At 63.7% G+C, this 19,874-nt stretch carries 19 protein-coding genes, 1 tRNA gene and 2 pseudogenes; 12 read left to right on the top strand and 10 right to left on the bottom strand.

Going from position 1 to position 19,874, the window contains the following annotated elements; all coding sequences use genetic code 11:
* Window positions 1-81 precede the first annotated feature (81 nt).
* From CQ14_RS35085 to CQ14_RS35095, 3 genes are all read left to right on the top strand, one after another.
* A complete protein-coding gene (locus CQ14_RS35085) occupies window positions 82-861 on the top strand; it encodes an SDR family NAD(P)-dependent oxidoreductase (RefSeq protein WP_057862311.1) in 780 nt (259 codons plus the stop codon).
* A 164-nt stretch (window positions 862-1,025) separates the two neighbouring features.
* Complete coding sequence (locus CQ14_RS35090) at window positions 1,026-1,826, top strand: glutamine amidotransferase (RefSeq protein ID WP_057862312.1); 801 nt, start codon at window positions 1,026-1,028, stop codon at window positions 1,824-1,826.
* A 122-nt stretch (window positions 1,827-1,948) separates the two neighbouring features.
* Entirely contained in the window at window positions 1,949-2,761 is an 813-nt protein-coding gene (locus CQ14_RS35095) for an enoyl-CoA hydratase (RefSeq protein ID WP_057862313.1), read from the top strand.
* 110 nt (window positions 2,762-2,871) lie between these two features.
* Here CQ14_RS35095 and CQ14_RS35100 read toward each other — a convergent pair.
* A tRNA-Ala gene (locus tag CQ14_RS35100) sits at window positions 2,872-2,947 on the bottom strand.
* Window positions 2,948-3,141: 194 nt separating this feature from the next.
* Here CQ14_RS35100 and CQ14_RS35105 point away from each other — a divergent pair.
* The 3 genes from CQ14_RS35105 to folD are packed head-to-tail and all read left to right on the top strand — an operon-like array spanning window position 3,142 to window position 4,666.
* Window positions 3,142-3,432 (top strand): YggT family protein, encoded by a 291-nt coding sequence (locus tag CQ14_RS35105; RefSeq protein WP_057834887.1) that lies wholly within the window; start codon window positions 3,142-3,144, stop codon window positions 3,430-3,432.
* 18 nt (window positions 3,433-3,450) lie between these two features.
* Window positions 3,451-3,780 carry a DUF167 domain-containing protein gene (locus tag CQ14_RS35110; protein ID WP_082650160.1) on the top strand — a complete coding sequence of 110 codons (330 nt, stop codon included), beginning with the start codon at window positions 3,451-3,453 and terminating at the stop codon, window positions 3,778-3,780.
* 1 nt (window position 3,781) lies between these two features.
* On the top strand, window positions 3,782-4,666 hold the full coding sequence (gene folD, locus CQ14_RS35115; RefSeq protein WP_057862315.1) for a bifunctional methylenetetrahydrofolate dehydrogenase/methenyltetrahydrofolate cyclohydrolase FolD: 885 nt from the start codon (window positions 3,782-3,784) through the stop codon (window positions 4,664-4,666).
* A 47-nt stretch (window positions 4,667-4,713) separates the two neighbouring features.
* Here folD and CQ14_RS35120 read toward each other — a convergent pair.
* The 3 genes and pseudogenes from CQ14_RS35120 to CQ14_RS35130 form a co-directional block, all read right to left on the bottom strand.
* Window positions 4,714-6,185 (bottom strand): annotated as a pseudogene (locus CQ14_RS35120) (M20 family peptidase).
* 104 nt (window positions 6,186-6,289) lie between these two features.
* The gene (gene ppa / locus CQ14_RS35125; protein WP_057834891.1) at window positions 6,290-6,820 is read right to left on the bottom strand and encodes an inorganic diphosphatase; all 531 of its coding nucleotides are present in this window, start codon (window positions 6,818-6,820) and stop codon (window positions 6,290-6,292) included.
* 97 nt (window positions 6,821-6,917) lie between these two features.
* Window positions 6,918-7,427 carry a GNAT family N-acetyltransferase gene (locus CQ14_RS35130; RefSeq protein WP_057834892.1) on the bottom strand — a complete coding sequence of 170 codons (510 nt, stop codon included), beginning with the start codon at window positions 7,425-7,427 and terminating at the stop codon, window positions 6,918-6,920.
* 289 nt (window positions 7,428-7,716) lie between these two features.
* Here CQ14_RS35130 and CQ14_RS35135 point away from each other — a divergent pair, with 289 nt between their 5' ends.
* From CQ14_RS35135 to CQ14_RS35155, 5 genes are all read left to right on the top strand, one after another.
* Window positions 7,717-8,616: an alpha/beta hydrolase family protein gene (locus CQ14_RS35135; RefSeq protein WP_057862352.1), complete on the top strand. Its 900-nt coding sequence runs from the start codon at window positions 7,717-7,719 to the stop codon at window positions 8,614-8,616.
* Window positions 8,613-9,080: a DUF2269 family protein gene (locus tag CQ14_RS35140; protein WP_057862316.1), complete on the top strand. Its 468-nt coding sequence runs from the start codon at window positions 8,613-8,615 to the stop codon at window positions 9,078-9,080. Before CQ14_RS35135 ends, CQ14_RS35140 begins: the two co-directional genes overlap by 4 nt.
* Before the next feature lie 6 nt (window positions 9,081-9,086).
* Entirely contained in the window at window positions 9,087-10,406 is a 1,320-nt protein-coding gene (locus CQ14_RS35145; RefSeq protein WP_057862317.1) for an SDR family oxidoreductase, read from the top strand.
* Window positions 10,403-10,810, top strand: coding sequence for a thiol-disulfide oxidoreductase DCC family protein (locus CQ14_RS35150; RefSeq protein ID WP_057862318.1), 408 nt, complete (start codon window positions 10,403-10,405; stop codon window positions 10,808-10,810). Before CQ14_RS35145 ends, CQ14_RS35150 begins: the two co-directional genes overlap by 4 nt.
* A gap of 74 nt (window positions 10,811-10,884) precedes the next feature.
* The gene (locus CQ14_RS35155; RefSeq protein WP_057862319.1) at window positions 10,885-11,790 is read left to right on the top strand and encodes an HNH endonuclease; all 906 of its coding nucleotides are present in this window, start codon (window positions 10,885-10,887) and stop codon (window positions 11,788-11,790) included.
* 8 nt (window positions 11,791-11,798) lie between these two features.
* Here the strand turns inward: CQ14_RS35155 and CQ14_RS35160 are convergent, their stop codons facing one another.
* The 3 genes from CQ14_RS35160 to CQ14_RS35170 all read right to left on the bottom strand — a co-directional run bounded on the left by CQ14_RS35160 (window position 11,799) and on the right by CQ14_RS35170 (window position 16,109).
* On the bottom strand, window positions 11,799-13,058 hold the full coding sequence (locus tag CQ14_RS35160; protein WP_057862320.1) for a flavin monoamine oxidase family protein: 1,260 nt from the start codon (window positions 13,056-13,058) through the stop codon (window positions 11,799-11,801).
* Window positions 13,059-13,279: 221 nt separating this feature from the next.
* Window positions 13,280-15,106, bottom strand: coding sequence for a translational GTPase TypA (typA, locus tag CQ14_RS35165; protein WP_057862321.1), 1,827 nt, complete (start codon window positions 15,104-15,106; stop codon window positions 13,280-13,282).
* Between the two features lie 247 nt (window positions 15,107-15,353).
* Window positions 15,354-16,109 (bottom strand): Crp/Fnr family transcriptional regulator, encoded by a 756-nt coding sequence (locus tag CQ14_RS35170; RefSeq protein ID WP_057862322.1) that lies wholly within the window; start codon window positions 16,107-16,109, stop codon window positions 15,354-15,356.
* Between the two features lie 189 nt (window positions 16,110-16,298).
* On the opposite strand from CQ14_RS35170, the gene CQ14_RS35175 reads away from it, so the two are divergent.
* Window positions 16,299-16,691 carry a response regulator gene (locus CQ14_RS35175; RefSeq protein ID WP_245320757.1) on the top strand — a complete coding sequence of 131 codons (393 nt, stop codon included), beginning with the start codon at window positions 16,299-16,301 and terminating at the stop codon, window positions 16,689-16,691.
* An 18-nt stretch (window positions 16,692-16,709) separates the two neighbouring features.
* Here the strand turns inward: CQ14_RS35175 and CQ14_RS47275 are convergent.
* From CQ14_RS47275 to CQ14_RS35185, 3 genes and pseudogenes are all read right to left on the bottom strand, one after another.
* Window positions 16,710-17,252 (bottom strand): alkaline phosphatase D family protein (locus CQ14_RS47275; protein WP_245320759.1); only part of this gene is annotated, 543 nt, incomplete at its 5' end.
* 54 nt (window positions 17,253-17,306) lie between these two features.
* Window positions 17,307-18,271 (bottom strand): annotated as a pseudogene (locus CQ14_RS47280) (alkaline phosphatase D family protein); the annotation flags it as partial.
* A gap of 92 nt (window positions 18,272-18,363) precedes the next feature.
* On the bottom strand, window positions 18,364-19,758 hold the full coding sequence (locus CQ14_RS35185; protein WP_057862323.1) for a TAXI family TRAP transporter solute-binding subunit: 1,395 nt from the start codon (window positions 19,756-19,758) through the stop codon (window positions 18,364-18,366).
* Window positions 19,759-19,874 lie beyond the last annotated feature (116 nt).

Genomic DNA, 19,874 nt, shown 5'->3' on the forward strand with positions numbered 1-19,874 from the left:
GGCTTGCGTCACACCGCGCGCCTATGCTCTCGTTCCACCGCTATCGCTACCTCCTGCAATTGATTTCAAGAGCATCCCATCGTGACCGAGCGTGTGACGCTGATTACCGGTGCATCGGCCGGAATAGGCACCGAACTGGCGCGCGTTTTTGCATCCCATGGCCATCGTCTGGCGCTGGTGGCACGGCGCGCCGAACGTCTGACCGCATTGGCCGCTGAGATCACGGCGGCCGGCGGCAAAGCTCCGATCGTCATTCCCTGCGACCTCGTGCAGGCGGACTGCGGCGACAAGATTGCTGAAGCGTTGGCGGCTTCCAGTGTGGAAGTCGAATACGTCGTCAACAATGCGGGTTTTGGATTGTTCGGCAAGGCCGTGCAGCGCGACCGCGCCGATCAGCTCGACATGATCGCCGTCAACATCCGCGCGCTGACCGATCTGTCGCTGCGGTTTTCGGACCAGTTGATCCGCAACCGCGGCGGCCTTCTGAATGTCGGCTCGATCGCGGGCTTTCTGCCCGGTCCGGGCATGGCGGTCTATTACGCCACCAAGGCCTACGTGCTGTCGTTCACGGAAGCGATGCGTGCCGAACTGGCGCCGCATGGCGTGCGGGTGACGGTGCTGTGTCCCGGCCCGGTGCCGTCGGAATTCCAGGCGCGCGCCGGCTTCCGGCCCGGATTCGATTCGGCGGTGCTCAAGGTCTTGCCCGCCGATGTCGCACAGCAGGCCTTTCGCGGATTGATGGCTAACAAACGTGCAGTGATGCCCGGTCTCGGCATCAAGATCGTGCCATTCCTGCTCAGGCTTTTCCCGCGCTCCTTCATTCTTGGGGCAGTCGGCCGTCTCCAGCTCCGCCAGCGCTGAAGAATCCCCGGGTTTTTCCGGTGTCACGGCCCGTTCGCGCCGCGATCGGGCGCCTGAACGCGTCTGGCCCGCGGTTTGCTTACATTTCTGCTGTGTGCGTGAACTCACGCGAAATTAAGAATCACTTAGGTATGGTTTCGATTCGAGGCACCTGAGCAACGTCGATGTCGTTCCGGTCGAGCAAAAATGGCGGCAACATCGTGCCCTTTCCGGGCCGAACGGCGCTGATTGCGCCTGATGCCGCCCCGCTCAAGCCGGTCCTGATCGTCCTGCACCAGGAAACCTCGACGCCGGGCCGTGTCGGCAATGCCCTGCGCGCCCTCGGCTACCCCCTCGACATCAGGCGTCCGCGGTTCGGCGATCCCTTGCCGGCGACCCTGGAGCGGCATGCCGGCGCGGTCATCTTCGGCGGCCCGATGAGCGCCAACGATTCCGACGACTATGTCCGCCGCGAAATCGACTGGATCGAAATTCCCCTGCGCGAGCAGCGGCCGTTTCTCGGCATCTGCCTGGGCGCGCAGATGCTTGCCAAACAATTGGGCGCACCCGTCGCGCCGCATCATGAGGGCCGGGTCGAGGTCGGCTATTATCCGATCCGCCCCACCGTGGCCGGCCATGCGCTCTGCCCCGATTGGCCGGCGCGCGTCTATCATTGGCACGGCGAAGGATTTCAGTTGCCTGACGGCACCGAGCTGCTTGCCGAAGGCGACGACTTTCCGGTGCAGGCGTTTCAGCACGGCCATGCGTTCGGCCTGCAGTTTCATCCCGACGTCACCTACGCGATGATGCATCGCTGGACCACGCGCGGATGCGTGCGGATGGATTCGCCGGGCGCGCAGCCGCGTCATCTTCATTTCGAAGGCCGCGCGGTGCACGATGTGGCCGAACGGGCCTGGTTGAAAAATTTCATCGCGGGCTGGATCGTGCGCACGCCGCACGCGGTCATGCTGGACGCCGCCGAATAGCCGCCACGCGGAATTTTCCCGCGCATTTCGAACGTCTTTCAAACATCGCCGATGTGGTAGAGTTGACGCGGCCGAAAGGCTCGCGCGCCAAACGCCAATAAGAAAACAACAGGGAGATCGCCGTGACCTATCAGCACATTCTCTATGAGATGAGCGACAAGATCGCGACCATCACGCTGAACCGGCCCGACCGCATGAATGCGTGGACCGCGACCATGGAGCGCGACGTGCGCCACGCGATGGAGGCGGCGGCCGGCGACGACAATGTCCGCGTCATCATCCTCACCGGCGCCGGCCGCGCGTTTTGCGCGGGCGCGGACATGGAGGCCCTGAAGGCCATCGATCCCAGCGAGATCAGGCGCGGCGAAAGCACGCCGCCGTTCGACATGAACCGCCGGGCAGATTGGCAGACGCGCTACGCCTATTATCCGGCGATCCCGAAACCCGTGATCGGCATGCTCAACGGCGCCACCGCCGGCATCGGCCTGGTCCACGCGCTCTATTGCGACCTGCGTTTTGCCGCCGACAACACCGTGTTCACCACCTCGTTCGCACGCCGCGGGCTGATTGCCGAGCACGGCATCAGCTGGATGCTGCCGCGCATCGTCGGCCACGCCAATGCGCTCGATCTGCTGATGTCCGCGCGGCGGGTGGGAAGCGAGGAGGCGCTGCGGATCGGGCTGGTCAACCGGCTCTATCCGCCGGAGCAGCTGCGCGAGCAGACCTATGCCTACGCGCGCGATCTCGCCGATTTCGTCTCACCGAGCGCCATTTCGGTGATCAAGCGCCAGCTCTACGACGTGCCGTTCCAGACGCTGGCGGAAGCCACCATCGACGCCAACCGCGAGATGCAGATCGCGCTGAAGGGGAGTGATTTCCGGGAGGGGGTGGCGAGCTTCGTGGAGAAAAGGGCGCCGCGGTTTACGGGGAAGTGAGGGGGACCTAACGCGGGTCTATCAGCCCGCCGTCGCCCTTCGGGCTATGGCGTGGCAGCCTTCGCTACGAGAGGGCTTACCCAGCCGAAGCAGGCGCAGCCTGCGAAGGCTGGTGGAGCCAGGCGGGATCGAACCGCCGACCTCGTCATTGCGAACGACGCGCTCTCCCAGCTGAGCTATGGCCCCGTCGCGATTGCCTCAAGGTGACCCGAAGCAGCCGACAATCGGCGTCATTTACAGTCCGGCCCAAGGCCAAGTCAAGAACGGTGCAAGAAACTTGAAACGGCCGATTTTGGCGTCATTTTGCCGGGAACTTCCCTTGTTTGCGGGGGGATGAACCGATATCTAGCTGAATATCCCTCCTCGCGAGCCCCCTCCACATGCGCGCTATCCTGGAAGTCATCCTTATTGTCTTGGATCTCTACATCTGGCTGCTGATCGCCTCGGCGATCCTGTCCTGGTTGATAGCTTTCAACGTCGTCAACACCCGCAACCAGTTCGTGGCGGCGGTGGCCGAGTTCCTGTACCGGATCACCGAGCCGGCGCTGGCGCCGATCCGCAGGTTCATGCCCAATCTGGGCGGGCTCGACATTTCGCCGATCATCCTGATCCTGCTCATCATCCTCGTTCAAAAGCTGCTCGCCTACAACGTGATGCCCCTAGTCGTTTAGCGCGCTGATGGAGCCCTGATGGATCCCTGGCGATATTCCAGCGAGGGCATCAGCATCGCGCTGCGGGTGACCCCGCGCGGCGGCCGTGACGATATCGACGGCATCGAGACGCTTGCCAACGGGCGCAGCGTCGTCAAGGTGCGCGTCCGCGCCATCGCCGAGGGCGGCGAGGCCAACCGGGCGGTGACCGAATTGCTGGCGAAGGCGCTCGGGGTGCCGAAGGCGAGGGTGAAGATTCTGTCAGGCGTCACGTCGCGCCTCAAGCAGGTCGCCGTCGACGGCGATCCCAAAATTCTCGGCGAAACGCTCCGAAAGGCCGCCTGCGAAAAACCGAAGACGAAGGATTGAGATGACGGCACGCATCATCGACGGAAAGGTCATTGCCGCGGAGCTTCGCACCCGCGTCGCGGAAGAGGTCGCGCGTGCCAAGCGCGAGCATCAGCTGACGCCGGGCCTCGCGGTGGTGCTGGTCGGCAACGATCCCGCGAGCGAAGTCTATGTCCGCAGCAAGCATACGCAGACCCAGGCCGCGGGCATGGCCTCGTTCGAGCACAAGCTGCCCGCGGATGTCGCCCAGGCCGATCTGCTGGCGCTGATCGCAAAGCTCAACCGTGATCCCGCCGTGCACGGCATCCTCGTTCAATTGCCGCTGCCGAAATCGATCCACACCGAAACCGTCATCAATGCGATCGATCCGGCCAAGGACGTCGATGGCCTGCATCCGAACAATGCGGGACGGCTGGCCGGCGGCTTTGCCGCGCTGTCGCCCTGCACGCCGCTCGGCTGCATCATTTTGACCAAGAGCGTGCATGCCTCGCTGGAAGGCATGAATGCGATCGTCATCGGCCGTTCCAACCTCGTCGGCCGCCCGTTGGTGCAATTGCTGCTGAATGAAAATGCGACGGTGACGATCGCGCATTCGCGCTCAAAGGATCTGCCGCAACTCTGCGCCCGCGCCGATCTGGTCTATGCCGCCGTCGGCAAGCCGGAGATGGTGAAAGCGAACTGGATCAAGCCGGGTGCCACCGTGATCGATGTCGGCATCAACCGCACACCGCTGCCCGACGGCAAGACCCGGCTGGTCGGCGACGTCGCATTCAAGGAAGTGGCCGAAGTCGCCGGCGCAATCACGCCGGTGCCCGGCGGCGTCGGGCAGATGACGGTGGCATGCCTCTTGGTGAACACGCTGCGCGCGGCGTGCGCGATTAGCGGGTTGGCGAAGCCGGGGGTATGAGCTCTTCTCCCTCTCCCCGCGAAGAGCGGGGCGAGGGAGTTACCACTTCACCCAGCCGCGTTCTCGATCAGCCGGCGATAGAACCTAATCATGTCGGCATAGCCCTCGATCGAGAGGCGTTCGTTGGTGCCGTGAAAGCGCTTCAAATCATCCGAATTTGCGCGCACCGGCGAGAACCGGAAAATCTTGTCGGTAATTCCTGCGTAGTGGGCGAGTCGGTGGCGGCGACCATCAGGCCGGGCGCGACGATCACGTCCGGATAGACTTCGCGGATGGTGCGGTTCAGCATCTGGAACGAAGGGCTTGCGGTCGGCGTCACCGGCGGCGGGTCGGTGTTGCCGGGAAACGGCTTGATGGAAATCCGGTCGTTGGCGATCGTGCTGCGGACATGCTCGGTCACGCTCGCTTGCGTATCGCCGGGGATCAGGCGGAAGTTAACGGTGGCCTCGGCATTGCCGGGCAGCACGTTATCCTTGTCGCCGGAGTTGAAGATCGTCAGCGCGGTGGTGGTGCGCACCGTCGCTTCGGTCGGCCCGCTCTTTTCGAATTCGCGCAACAGCAGCGGCTTGAACAGCCAGAGGTTCGACAGCACCACGCGGTTGAAGCCGGACATCTCGGGCGCCAGCGTGTCGAACATTTCCGCGACCGTGCCGCGGATCTGCATCGGCAGGCGGTGGTCTTCGAGCTGCGCCAGCGCCGCGCTCATCATGCCGATCGCGGTATCGCGCGGCGGCATCGACGAATGGCCGGGTATCGCATGCGCGTTCAGCACCAGCGTGACATAGCCTTTTTCCGCAACGCCGATGAGTGCGGCCGGCTTGTCGAGCCCCTTGATGATGCCTTCGGTAATCAGGAGGCCCTCGTCGATCACGAAATCGAAGCGGACGCCGCGCGAGGCAAGCAGCGCCGCGATCGCTTTGGCCCCCGCGGTACCCGCGGTCTCCTCGTCATGGCCAAAGGCGAAATAGATCGTTCGTTTGGGACGGAAGCCGGCCTTGGCCATGGCTTCGGCGGCCTCCAGCATGGAATGGAGATTGCCCTTGTCGTCCCAGGAGCCGCGGCCCCAGATGAAGCCGTCAGCGATCACACCGTCGAAGGGCGGCTGCCGCCAGTCCTTCTCGGTGCCCGGCGCAATCGGCACGACGTCCTGATGGGCGAGGAAGGCGATCGGCTGCGCCTTCGGGTCCGAGCCTTCCCACGTATAGAGCAGGCTGTAATTGCCGACGATTTCGCGTTTGGCCGCGGCATGAAAGGCCGGAAAGCTCTTTTCGATATGCGCGTGCATGTCGCGCAGCGCTTCGGCGTTTTGGTCAGGTCGCTCGTAGTTGGAAATCGTGCGGAAGCGGATCGCTTCGGCGAGACGCGCCGCCGCGGCCTGCGTATCGACGGGTGCGCGCGGCACCGCCGCGGCCTGAAGCTGTCGCGAGCCGTGGGTGAAGGTGTTGAATGCGAGAACGCCGCCGAGGATCAGGACCGCTGCGATCACGAGCAGCAGGATGTTGCGGAGTGCCCGGCGCATGATGTTGTCCCCCCGTCATTGCGAGCGTAGCGAAGCAATCCATAGCGCAACAAGCGGCGGAATGGATTGCTTCGTCGCTTTGCTCCTCGCAATGACGGCGCCGCCTACTTCTTCTTCGCGCGCTCGATGCCTTCCAGGATCAGGCGGTGGGCGTCGTTGGCGTCGCACCAGCGCAGCACCTTCACCCACTTGCCCTTCTCGAGATCCTTGTAATGCTCGAAGAAGTGCTGGATCTGCTGCAGCGTGATATCGGGCAAGTCGCTGTAGTTGCGAACCTTGTCGTAGCGCTGGGTCAGCTTCGACGACGGCACGGCGATGATCTTCTCGTCGCCGCCAGCCTCGTCCTCCATCAGCAGCACGCCGACCGGCCGCACGCTCATCACCGCGCCCGGCGCGATCGCGCGGGTATTGGCAACCAGCACGTCGCAGGGGTCGCCGTCGCCGGACAGCGTATGCGGGATGAAGCCGTAATTGCCGGGATAGCGCATCGCCGTATAGAGGAAGCGGTCGACGACCAGCGTGCCGGCTTCCTTGTCCATTTCATATTTGATCGGCTCGCCGCCCACCGGCACCTCGATGATGACGTTGACGTCGTGGGGCGGATTTACTCCGATCGGGATGGCGTCAATGCGCATTAGGAACTCCGCTTGGCGTTGAAATGGCACCTGGAATCAGGCGCGCGTCAAGGTCCCTTTAGACCCGCAGCGGAGCAGGGAAAAGCCTGAAATAGCTTCAGTTGGTCCAGGCGAAGGCGACTTTATCCAGCGACTTCGGGCCGAATTTCTCCGAGGAGCGGGCCACCATGCGGCCGCCCAGCGCGCGGTAAAATTCCGTCGCCGGATCGTTGTCCGACAGCGCCCAGATCACCATGCTCTTCAGCCCGCTCTGCATCAGGTCGCGCCGGGCGGCGGTGAACAGGCGGCGGCCGAAGCCGAGGCCCTGGAATTCCGGCCGCAGATAGAGCTCGTAAATCTCGCCTTCGAAATGCAGGCTGCGGGCGCGGTTGCGGCCGTAATTGGCGTAGCCCGCGACCTTGTCGCCGAACACCAGCACGCTGACGCGGCTGCCTTTTCGGATCGCGCTGTCCCACCATTGCGGGCCGCGGCGGTTGATGAGTTTTTCGAGCTCGGCGCCGGGAATGATGCCCTGATAGGCGGACCGCCAGGCTTCATCATGGGTAGCCGCCACCGCGGCTGCGTCTGCAGCCTTGGCGGGTCGAACCTCGATCAGGGTTGTGCTCATGAGCTAATCAAAGCAAGTCGGCGGGCCGGCTTCAAGGTCCATCGTTAATTATGGGTTAACCTGTGGATTTTGTGCATCAGTTTTAATGTTGGTATGTATCGAAAGAGGACAAGGGTGCTGTCCCAACCGGTATTTCCCATGCAACGGAGGCGAAACGGTTGCCGGAATCACCCAGCCCAACGCCGCCGCGACTTCCGTTCACGGAAAAATGCGCTGGATTTGATTCGGCGGCGGTATTCTGTTGGTGACGTCCCAATACGCCCTCCTTCGGCTGCATCAGGCCAAGTTCATGCATCCGCCAAACCTGCTTTTTGCGCTGGTTTTCGTTGCCGCGCTCGGTGTTGAGGCCGCGTCCGCGCAGCCCGGCCTCGGTGCGCAAGGCACGGAAGGCGAGCCGCATCGCCGGCAGCAATGGCTGGTGCCTGCTCCCGATCCCGTCGCGGCCGCGCATGCGGTGCTGTTCAGGCCATCAGGCGAAGGGCCGTTTCCGTTGGCCCTGATCGCGCACGCCTCCACCCAGAACGTGTTGCGGCGGGCGCAAATGCCGCAACCCGAATACCGTGCGCTCGCCGCCTGGCTGGTGGACCGCGGTTTTGCGGTGCTGGTCCCCGAACGTCCGGGCCATGGCGCGACGGGTGGAAAATATTTGGAGGATCAGGGCGGCTGCGATGAGGCCGATTATGCGAAGGCCGGCCGCGCCACAGCCGACGCAATTGCCACAGCGGCGGAGTTCATGCGCAGGCAATCCTTCATTCGCCCCGATGGCGCCGTCGTGATCGGCCATTCGGCCGGCGCGTGGGGCGGGCTGGCGCTGGCGGGCGAAGATCCGAAGAGCCTTTCCGCCATCATCGCGTTCGCGCCGGGGCGCGGCGGGCATGCCAATGATCTCCCCAACCGGGTCTGCGCGCCGCATACGCTGACCGCAGCGGCGGGCGAATTCGGCAGGGCTGCGCGCGTGAAGGTGACCTGGCTGGTGGGCGCCAATGACAGCTATTTCTCGCCGGCGCTGTCGCGCCAACTGGCCGATGCATTTCGCAACGCCGGCGGCAGGGCCGACTTTCACGTGCTGCCGGCCCATGGCAGCGAGGGCCACTGGCTTGTGGAAAGCGAGGATGGCGTCAAGCTCGCCGCAGGCGAACTCGATCGCGCCTTGAAGGCGCGGTCTCCAAATCAGGCGAAGAAGCCATGACGCTGTATTTCCTGGTCAAATATCTGCATGTGATCGGCGCCATCGTCATTCTCGGCACCGGCGCCGGCATCGCGTTCTTCATGCTGATGGCGCATCGCAGCCGGGACGCGGCGTTCATCGCGCGCACGGCGGAGACCGTCGTGATCGCCGACATGCTGTTCACGCTGACGGCGGTGCTGCTGCAGCCGGTGAGCGGCGGCGTGCTGATGTGGCTGTCCTCCACCGCATGGAGCGAGCGATGGCTGATGGCCTCGCTCGGGCTCTATGCGGTCGCGGGGCTGTTCTGGGTGCCGGTTATCTTCATGCAGATCGAAATGCGCGACCTCGCGCGCAAGGCGGCGGAGCAAAACCTGGAGTTGCCGTCGCGTTATTTCGCACTTTTCCACCGCTGGTTTTGGTTCGGGATTCCCGGATTCGGCTCGGTCATGACTATTCTATGGCTGATGATCGCCAAACCGCTTTAGACAAGCATGAACGCCGACATCCGAAAAATCCTGGTGCTCGGCGCCTCCGGCCTGATCGGCCGCTTCGTCACCGACGACCTGCGCGCCCGTGGGTTTCGCGTCGTTGGCGTTGCCCGCAAAATATCCGCTTCGCAGAAGAGCGACGCGCTCGATCTCGAACTGCCTATCATGTCGATGGATGCGGCGGCGCTGGCGCGGCTGCTGCGCGATCACGGCATCGGTGTCGTCGTCAATTGCCTCGGCGTGCTGCAGGATGGTCCGGGTAGCGACACGGCCGCCGTGCATCGCGAATTTGTGGCGCGGCTGCTGCAGGCGATCCGCGAGTGCCGCCACACGATCCGCCTGGTGCATATCTCGATTCCCGGCACCGCCGGCACTGACTCCACCGCCTTCAGCACCACCAAGCGCGAGGGCGAACGGCTGATCGCCGAATCCGGCATCCCGTACGCGATCCTGCGGCCGGGCTTCGTGGTGGCCCTGGCCGCCTATGGCGGCAGTGCCATGCTGCGTTCGCTCGCCGCGCTTCCGATCGATCTTCCGCCCGCCGAACGGCTCACGCCGTTCCAGCCGGTCGCCATGGAGGACATTGCCGCGACGATTGCCTGGCTGGCCGAGCGCGATCCCGGCGAGGTGAACGCCGTGACATGGGACCTGATGCAGGAGCAGCCGGTCACGCTCGGTGACGTGATCGATCAATTCCGCGAGCTGTTCGGCACCATCAGATGGCGGCGCATGGCGATGCCGGCGTTCCTGCTCGATCTCGGCGCCAGGCTCGGTGACCTCTCGAGCCTGCTCGGCTGGGTGCCGCCGATGCGCACCACGGCGATCGCGGAGTTGCGCCGCGGCGTCAGCGGCAGCCCTGCGGACTGGATGACCGCCACCGGCATCATACCGAAGACGATCGGGCAGATGGCGGGAAGGCGCGTAGCGACCATTCAGGACAAATGGTTTGCCCGGCTGTTCCCGATCAAGGCGCTTGTCATCGCAAGCCTCGTGCTGTTCTGGGTCGTCTCCGGCTTCATCGCGCTGGTGATTTCCTACGATGCAGCGGCCGGGATCCTGCGCAGCCACGGCTTTCCGGCCTGGCTCGTCGACCCCATGACCATAGGCACCAGCCTGATGGACATGAGCATCGGCGCTCTGATCGCATTCCGCCGTACCGCGGCGCTCGGGCTGATGGCGGGTATAGTTGCCTCGCTCGGCTATATGATCGGCGCCGCAATCCTGACGCCAGACCTCTGGATCGAGCCGCTCGGTGCGCTGGTGAAGACGGCGCCTGCGGTCGTGCTGATGCTGGTGGCGCTGGTGACGCTGGATAACCGATGACGAAATGGCCTGACGATGACGTGATCCTCTACGACGGCGTCTGCGTCTTCTGCTCGCGCTGGGTCCGCTTCGTTGCCACGCGTGACGTCGAGCGGAGATTCCGCTTTACCGCGATCCAGTCGGCGTATGGCACAAGGCTGGCGCAGACGTTCGGTATCGATCCACACGATCCCGACACCAATGCGGTGGTACATGGCGGGACGGCGTGGCTGAAATCCGACGCGGCGCTGACGGTGCTGAGCCTGCTGCCGGGATGGCGCTGGGTGCGAATGCTGTTTGCCGTGCCGAAGCCGCTGCGTGACGCCGTCTACAGCCTCGTCGCGCGTAATCGCTACCGGATTTTTGGAAAGTATGAGGAATGCTTCGTGCCGGACGCGGAGATGCGGGCGCGCGTGATTGAGTAGTGGCATACTATCCAATTCGTCAAAGCTACAATAGGTTGCATTTCTCGCTGATGTGGGTCGTTCGCGGGTAGTGGATGGTAAAGGCAGTTTTCACAACGAAAGTGACGCCGGGCTACAAAGATTTGCCCGAAGCCCGATATCATTTCCCTCGCACGTATCTGAATCAGGTCAGGCAAGCGGTTGGCGATCACATTGTCTATTATGAGCCCCGGCGAACGAGCGTCGAGTTATCCAGCATAGGCGGACGTCAATCTTACTTCGGCGTCGCACGCGTCACCGCGGTCATCGAGGACGCTGAGATCGCCGATCATTACTTCGCACTTATCTCAGATTACCTTGATTTTGATCTGCCAGTGCCGTTCGCCGAGGGTAGCGAATACTATGAAAGTGCTTTGAAGAAAGCCGATGGCTCCACGAACAAGGGCGCTTTCGGACGAGCCGTACGGCTTGTTCCCGACGCCGAATTTGATCGGATATTGAAAGCTGGCTTCGCTCCGGTGCTCAGCGAGAACCCCGAAACCAAAGCGGTCTCGCCCCCAGGTTGGGCAGAATCAGACGTTCCTTTTGAACGGCCGATAGTTGAAATGACCATATTGAGACCGTTCCGTGAGCGGTCCTTCATGCACAACGTGCGAGCCGCGTACGCGAATCGATGCGCCATGACGGGGCTTCGTCTGATCAATGGTGGAGGGCGTCCGGAGGTCCAGGCGGCTCATATTCAGCCGGTCGCGTCGAAGGGGCCCGATTCTGTTCGGAACGGCCTCGCACTTTCAGGGACTGTGCATTGGATGTTTGATCGTGGGCTTATCTCGGTGGGCGACGATTACAAAATTCTTGTGGCCAAGAATCACGTTCCAGAAGAGGCCGCGCGTCTCTTGAATCCGAGTGGCGTTATTCATCTGCCAAGTGATGGATCTCTTTATCCGAACGCTCAATACCTGAAGTTTCATCGGGACGTAGTATTCAAGGGCGCGCGGTAGGCTGTCGGCTATCTTGAGTTCGTCGCTGCCATCACTTCCTCCGCCGCCCTCTCACCGCTATCCCTAGCCCCATGCGCGGTCGTGAAGAACTCCGGCGAGGTGGCCTCTCCCGCAAAGAACAGTCGCCCATCAATCGGCGCCGCCAGCACCGCGCGGTCACCGGCATGCCCGGGCAGCGCGTGCGAGTACGAGCCACGCGCGAACGGATCATGCGCCCAGCGCGATTCGGCGAGCGGCTTCAGCTTGCGGCGGAAATCGTTGCCGAGGAACGAGACGATCTCGTCGATGCTTGCTGCGGCAATCGCGCCATCGCCGGCATCCTCCAGCGATTGCGCGTAACGGCCGCCGAAGAAGCCTTCGATGCAGGGCTGGCCGAACGGGCGGATGTGATAGGTGCCCATCGCGGTGCGCATGGTGGCGCCGCGCAGATTGCCCTCGACCGGCAGCGCGTGCGGTTCATCCAGCGCCAGCGTCACCTTGTCGGCGAGGCCGAGCGGCAGGCCGCGCGCGGCATCGATCTTGGCTGATAGCGCGGGGTGAAAGCGGATCTCCTCGTCGGCGATCAGATTGGTTGGGACGGTGACGATCACCTTGTCCGCGATCAGCGAACCTCGCGAGGTCTCGATGCGGACGCGCTTGCCTGCGTGATCGATCAGCGTCACCGCGCAATTGAGCGCGAGCGGACATGTTGCGCCATAAGCCGCAACGAGGGCGCCATAGCCGCGGCGGACGCGCCAGTTGATATCGGTATCCTCATAGGCGTCCATGTCGAGAATGGAGACCTGATCGAGCTCGCAGCCGTTCACATAGGTCGAGATCGCGTCGATCATCGGATTCCAGCGATTGCCGGGCTCAAGATAAAGGCTGGCGACGGCGTCGCGGCCGTTCTTCGCGGCTTCCGCCGCGGCCTGCTCGGCGCGGTCGTAGAACGCGTTCAGCGCTTGGATGAAATCTTCGCGGTCTTCCTGCGGAAACGCCTTGCCATGGGCGCGCTCGCGCCAGGGCGGCAGCGATCTGTTGATCTCGAAGCCGAGCTGTCCGGCGATTTTGACGAAAGAGTTCTCATCCGCCGAATGCAGCCAGCCGCAGCCGACGTCAAAGGTGACGTCCGGCGAGGCCATGATGGTGTGAGCACGGCCGCCGACGCGGTCGCGCGCTTCCAGCACGAGGACGGAGAGGCCGGAGTTCTTCAGCGCATTCGCGGCGCCGAGGCCGGCGGCGCCGGCGCCGATGATGGCGACATCGACCGAGGAGGGGAGGGAACTCATACGCAAGGCTGTAGCACGTTCGTGGCGCCTGCAGCCACCCCGTGCACAACCGTCGTCACCCGCCTTGCGCGCAATTGCGCGCTGGAGCGGGTGACCCAGTATTCCAGAGACATTTGAGCTGAAGCGAGAGGCCGCGGCGTACTGGATCCCCCGCCGGAGCCTGTCATCGGGCGCGCATTCGCGCGACCCGGTGGCGGGGGACGACGAACGGTGGCGGGGGCCTACGCCACCGCTTCCTTGGCCTTTTCCGCGCGTTTGCGGTCGTTGGCGTCCAAGAACTTCTTGCGCAGGCGGATCGACTTCGGGGTCACTTCGACCAGCTCGTCGTCCTCGATATAGGCCAGCGCCTTTTCCAGCGTCATCCGGATCGGGGGCGTCAAGCGCACCGCTTCGTCCTTGGAGGTGGTGCGGATGTTGGTGAGCTGCTTGCCCTTGAGCACGTTGATCTCGAGATCGTTGTCGCGGGTGTGCTCGCCGACGATCATGCCCTTGTAGACCTTCCAGCCGGGCTCGATCATCATCGGGCCGCGGTCTTCCAGCTTGAACATCGCGTAAGCCACCGCCTCACCCTGATCGTTGGAGATCAGAACGCCGTTGCGGCGGCCCTGGATGTCGCCCTTGTAGTTGGCGTAGCCGTGGAACAGGCGGTTCATGATCGCGGTGCCGCGGGTGTCGGTCAGCAGTTCGCCCTGGTAGCCGATCAGGCCGCGGGTCGGCGCGTAGAACACCAGCCGCAGGCGGTTGCCGCCGGAGGGGCGCATCTCGATCATCTCGGCCTTGCGCTCGCTCATCTTCTGCACGACGACGCCGGAATGCTCCTCGTCGACGTCGATCACGACTTCCTCGACCGGCTCCTGCCACTGGCCGGTGGCTTCGTCCTTCTGCAGCACGACGCGCGGACGCGACACGGAGAGTTCAAAGCCTTCGCGGCGCATGGTCTCGATCAGGATCGCGAGCTGCAATTCGCCGCGGCCCGAGACTTCCATCGAATCCTTGTCGGCGGCCTCGACCACGCGCAGCGCGACATTGCCTTCGGCCTCGCGCAGCAGGCGGTCGCGGATCATGCGGCTCGTCACCTTGTCGCCCTCGGTGCCGGCAAGCGGAGAATTGTTGACGATGAACGACATCGACACCGTCGGCGGATCGATCGGCTGCGCCTGCAGCGGCGTCTCGACCGAAGGGTCGCAGAAGGTGTCGGCGACGGTGCCCTTGGTCAGGCCCGCGATCGCAACGATGTCGCCGGCTTCGGCTTCATCCAGCGGGGTGCGCTCGATGCCGCGGAAGGCGAGGATCTTGGTGATGCGTCCCTGCTCGATGGTCTTGCCGTCGGCGCCAAGCACCTTCACCTGCTGGTTCGGCTTGATCGCGCCCGAGGTGATGCGGCCGGTAATGATGCGGCCGAGATAGGGGTTGGCTTCGAGAATGGTGCCGATCATCCGGAACGGACCTTCCTCGACGCTCGGCGGCGCGACGTGGCGCACGATCAGGTCGAACAGCGGCTGCATGCCGGCGTCGTGGGAGCCGTCCGGGCTGTCGGCCATCCAGCCCTGCTTGGCCGACCCGTAGAGGATCGGGAAATCGAGCTGCTCCTCGCTGGCGTCGAGCGCGGCGAACAGGTCGAACACTTCGTTGATGACTTCGGTCGGCCGTGCGTCGGGACGGTCGACCTTGTTGATGACGACAATCGGCTTCAGCCCGACCTTGAGCGCCTTGGAGACCACGAACTTGGTCTGCGGCAGCGGACCTTCGGCGGCGTCGACCAGCACCAGCGCGCCGTCCACCATGTTCAGGATGCGCTCGACCTCGCCGCCGAAATCGGCGTGGCCGGGGGTGTCGACGATGTTGATGCGGGTGTCCTTCCACTGCACGGAAGCGGCCTTGGCCAGGATGGTGATGCCGCGCTCGCGCTCCAGGTCGTTGGAGTCCATCGCGCGCTCGGTCACCTTCTGGTTCTCGCGATAGGTGCCGGATTGCTGCAGCAGGCGGTCGACGAGGGTGGTCTTGCCGTGGTCGACGTGGGCGATGATGGCGACGTTACGAAGGTTCATGGCTCTTCTTCTGGTCGTGCAAATGGTGGAAGCGCGATCTCACCGGAAAACCGGGACCCACTTTTCCGGATCGCGCTCAAAACCTGGGATGCGAACGGGGCCCCGGCCTCAAACCTGGCCCCAAAAAGGAAGCCCGGCCAAAAGGACCGGGCACACCTTACGCGTTGCGGCGCAATATATTCAGAAAACGCCAAAAAACAATGGTTTGTTTGGCATTTGGTTAGCCGATTTTGGCCGGGTATGGGGCCTAATTGTCCTGCCCGGGGTCGGGGTAGACCCCCCGTAAAACCTCGTCAAAATGGCCCTTCACGGCCTCGTTGCAGCGGCAGGACCGGTTCCGCAACGCGACCGGGTTGCGGATCAGGATCGAGCCTCGCCGGGTCTCCAGCGTGCCTTCTGCCTTGAAAGTCTGGATCACCCGGCTGGTGTAGGAGCGGCCGACGCCGAGCAAGGTCGCCAATTGCTCATGCGTCAGCGGCACCGCGCCCTCGCCATCGGTGCGCTCCATCGCGGAAATGATCCATTTCGCCGTGCGCTGCTCGATCGAATGGATCGCATTGCAGGCGGTGGACTGGAAAATCTGCGCCAGCATGCAATCCGCATAGCGGGCGAAGATGTTGCTCAGCGTGCGCGATTTGGATTTTGCTGCATCGAGCCTTCCGACCGGAATCCGTACGAACGGGCCGGCGAACTTGACCGTAATGCGGGTATAGGCTGGCAGATGGCCCTGGCTGACGATGCCGCCGACCGCCCCCTCGCGGCCGATCAGGATGGTCTCGACGTCGCGGCCATCCTCGCTGGCGACCATGTAGGAGACGAGGCTGGGACCGCAGGGGAAATGCACCGTCTCGACATTGTCGCCGGGACTGTAGAGCAAGTCGTTCGGATGGCTGTCGGCCTCGACGAGATGCGGTTCGATCAACGCGAAATCGGCGTCGTTCAAACGGCGCAGCAGGTTGTTGAACGGCCGCTCGCCGGGCACCCTGTCTTGTCGCGTGGGCATGAAATTCCTTGTTTCCTCCACCGGATAATAATTGGTTTGGCATCGTCGATGTGTGCACAAGTGGACAGACGGTAGAACGGACATGTGGTGGTTTCAGTTCCGGAACCGGTGGCGTGCTCCTCAGGCGCCGGCCGGAGCAATCCGTTCCCGGGGCTTCGGCCCGGTCCTGTCAAAAATTGCAAAAGGTTGATGGGCGAGAACATGGACCGCGCCTCCTATGACGGCATGCCCGGCGACGTGCTGGTCGTCGAAGATGATCCGATCATCGCGCTCGATTTCGAAGACACGATTTTGGCTTTTGGCGTGAAAACGGTGCGGATTGCGCCGAACGTGGCCAAGGCACTCGAACTGATCGCGGATCGGCCGCCGGATTTTGCGCTGCTCGACGTCAGCCTGATCCGCGAGAAGAGCTTTGCGGTGGCCGAACGGCTCGAAGCGCTGAAAATTCCGTTCGCCTTCGTGACCGGCTATGGCGCCGACGCCGGGCTGCCGGAGGCATTCGCGACCAAGCCGCGGTTGCCCAAGCCCTGTACGACGGATGCGCTGGAGACGATGCTGATGTACCGCGGCACGAAGTCGTGAGCGGTCGCGGCCCGGCCACTAAACCGGCTTGGGATCGAGCGTCGTCGACCACAGCGCAACGTCGGCGCGGTCGCGCAAGGTCACCGTCATCTGCCCGCTGCGGCCGTCGATCCTGACGTGGCCGAAGAACTGCATGCCGGCCGACGGCGGCAGGTTTTGATTGCCGGGCCCCGGCGCCTTGATGAACTTCACTTCGGGTCCAAAGGTGTTGTCGAGGTCGTTCGGACCGAACGTGCCGGCATGCAGGGGACCTGCGACAAACTCCCAGAACGGGTCGAATTCCTGAAACTGCGCCTTGTCGGGATTGTAGTAGTGCGCGGCCGCGTAATGCACATCGGCGGTCAGCCACACGGTGTTGACGACACCTGATGTCTTGATGAAGCGCAGGAGATCGGCGATCTCCAGCTCGCGGCCGCGCGGCGGGCCGTCGCCTTGCGCAACGGCCTCCGAGCCCTTCTTGTTGGGCGCATCGTCATAGACGATGATGCTGAGCGGCATGTCGGACGCGATCACCTTCCAGGTGGCGCGGGAATTCAACAGTCCCCGCTTCAGCCAGGCGAGNTTGTTCGGGTCCGAGGAAATAGCTTTCGGGACCGTAAGCGGTCTCCTGGTTCNGGGCCATTCGGGCCGCGATAGCTGCGCTCGTCCAGCATGAACACATCGAGATGCGGACCGTAGTTCAGTGTGCGATAGACCCGCGCCGGCTCGGTGATGCTCTCGCGGATCGGATACATTTCGTGGAAGGCGCGCGCCGCGCGGGCGGCGAGCAGCGCGATGTTGCGCTCCTTGTAGGCGGCAGGCAGTTCCTTGGACGACGACCAGTTGTTGACGACCTCGTGGTCGTCCCACTGCACGAATACAGGCACTTCCGCATTGAACGCGCGCAGATGCTCGTCCATGAAATTATACCTGTGCGCGCCGCGAAATTCGTCGAGCGTCTCGGCGACCTTGGCCTTCTCGGGCGTCGTCACGTTCTTCCAGACCTTGCCGTCGGCGAGCGTCACCTCGCTCTTGAGCGGTCCGTCGGCATAGATGGTGTCGCCGGAGTGCAGCAGGAAATCCGGCCGGTGCTTGCGCATGGTGGCGAAGGTAAGCATGCCGCCGTCATCCGGGTTGATGCCCCAGCCCTGTCCGGCGACGTCACCGCCCCAGACGAAGCTGACGTCGCGACGATCGCTAGGTGCGGTGCGGAAGCGCCCGACCATCGGCTCGCTTTCGACGCCGATATGCGCGAGGTCGCGAAACCGGACCCGGTAGAAAATATCCTGCCCGGCGGGCAGGTTCTCCAGCAGCATCTTGGCGGTGAAGTCGCTTTCGGGAAGTGCGGCGATTGGCGGCAGCGTCCGGGCATTGGCAAAGGAATCCGAGGTGGCGACCTCGACCAGCATTTGCGAGGGACGGTCGGCGCGCGCCCACACCACGCCGCCGTCGGTGCCGACATCGCCGGATTGCACGCCGGAGGTGATGATCGGCCGGTCGGCGGCGCGGCTGAGATAAGGCGTTGCAAGTGCGACCGCGCCCGCGCCCGTCGTGGCGAGGAAGCGCCTACGGGAAATTCTGCTTGAAATCCTGAAAGTCATACCAGCCCCCCGCTATTCCGCAGCCAGAATGCGCAGAAAGTGCCGACAGGGCTAGACGGAATTGATGACGGTTCGATTACCGGATTGGCGGATCAGGCGTTGCTGGCGGCGCGGAATTGCGCGCTCGCTCGCTGCAGGTTTTGCGGCATGCTCATCAACAGCGTCTTGCGGTCGGCTACCGCGTTGTGGAATTGCTCGATCGCGATGTTGAACGCGGTCAGGGTGCCTTCCTCGATCGTGCCGTGCTCGTAGCATTGCAGCGTGTCGCGCAGAATGGCGTCCGCTTCCGCCTGCATCTGGTCGAGCTGTTCCATCGAATCGCACTGGCGGGCGGCGGTGAGCATGTCGAGCAGCCGGTCGCGCTGCGGCGTGTTGACGTTGCGTTCGTCCTTCTTGAGATAGCCGGCGAACCAGGCGCCGGCCGAGCCCATCGCCGACAGCGCCATCAGGCTCCACCAGATGTAGTCGCTGTAGCGGTCGAGGAAGGTTTTCTCCTCGCCGTCGACAAAGGCGGCGGCGCCGGGATGCACGGGGATCGTGGCATCCTTGTCGGTGTCCGGCGTCTCGATCTTGGCGGCGAGCGGGAATTCGTTCTTCAGCGTCTGGCGGATCGCGAAGAGCTGCCGCGTGAAGATGGCAATCGTCGATTCCGCAATCCCTCTGCGCGCCGCGATGTGGTGCGCGAAGCTGATGGTCTTGACCTCTTCCTCGGGCCGGCCCGGCGCGCTGCCAAAAGCCCCGGCCGGAATTTCGGCGGCCTCGTAGGCGGGAAAGTTCTGCGCAATCGCCTCGGCGGAATCGATCGCGAGGAATTTCGGCGTGCCGCCGTCGCGCACCGATGCGGCGATCGCGTCTGCCGTGATCTTGCTGTTGACCGGGCCGGCGGCGAGATAGGCATCCGCCTTCTGGTTACGAATGGCCTCCGCCGCCTCGTTGGCGGGGAACTGGACGATCTCGACCTTGGCCGGATCCACGCCGTACTGCCGCAGGATCACCTTGAGCAGATTGACGTTGGCCTGGGTTCGGCCGACGACGGCGATACGCCGTTGGGCGAGTTGGCCGATTTTCGTGATGCCGACTGCGGCCTTCTTGCCCTTGCTCTTGCCGGCCGACACGACCCACAGCACCACGACGTTCTTGCGCAGCGTCGCCACCGCCTGTGCATTCTTCGGTACGTCGAGGTCGCCCCGGATGATGGCGAGGTCGGCCTTGCCTTCGCCGAGCAGGTTGGCGCTCGCGAGCGCGCCATCGGTCTGCACCGGACGCAATCGGACCAGCGTGTTGCGCTGGTTGTTGAAGGCCTGCGCCAGGTTTTGAACCACCTTGAGGTCGTCGCTGGCGGCGGGGCCGACGGCGATCCGCAGTGTCACGGGCCGCATGGCAAAGTAATAGCCGGCCGCCAGCGCGCCGACGATGGCCAGTACACCGGCCAGGGTGACGAATGTCAGCCGTCGTTTCGCGGAGCGGGGCGAGGGCGGGGCCGGCATTGCCTCAGAATGGGGGCCGTCGGTCATCAATCCCTGGGTAATCGTTCGAGGTACAATTTATGCCATCGGCACGGTTACGTCGGCATCCTAGCAAATTTTCCCGCCTGACCATTGTT

The organism is Bradyrhizobium lablabi (assembly GCF_001440475.1).
GTDB lineage: Bacteria > Pseudomonadota > Alphaproteobacteria > Rhizobiales > Xanthobacteraceae > Bradyrhizobium > Bradyrhizobium lablabi.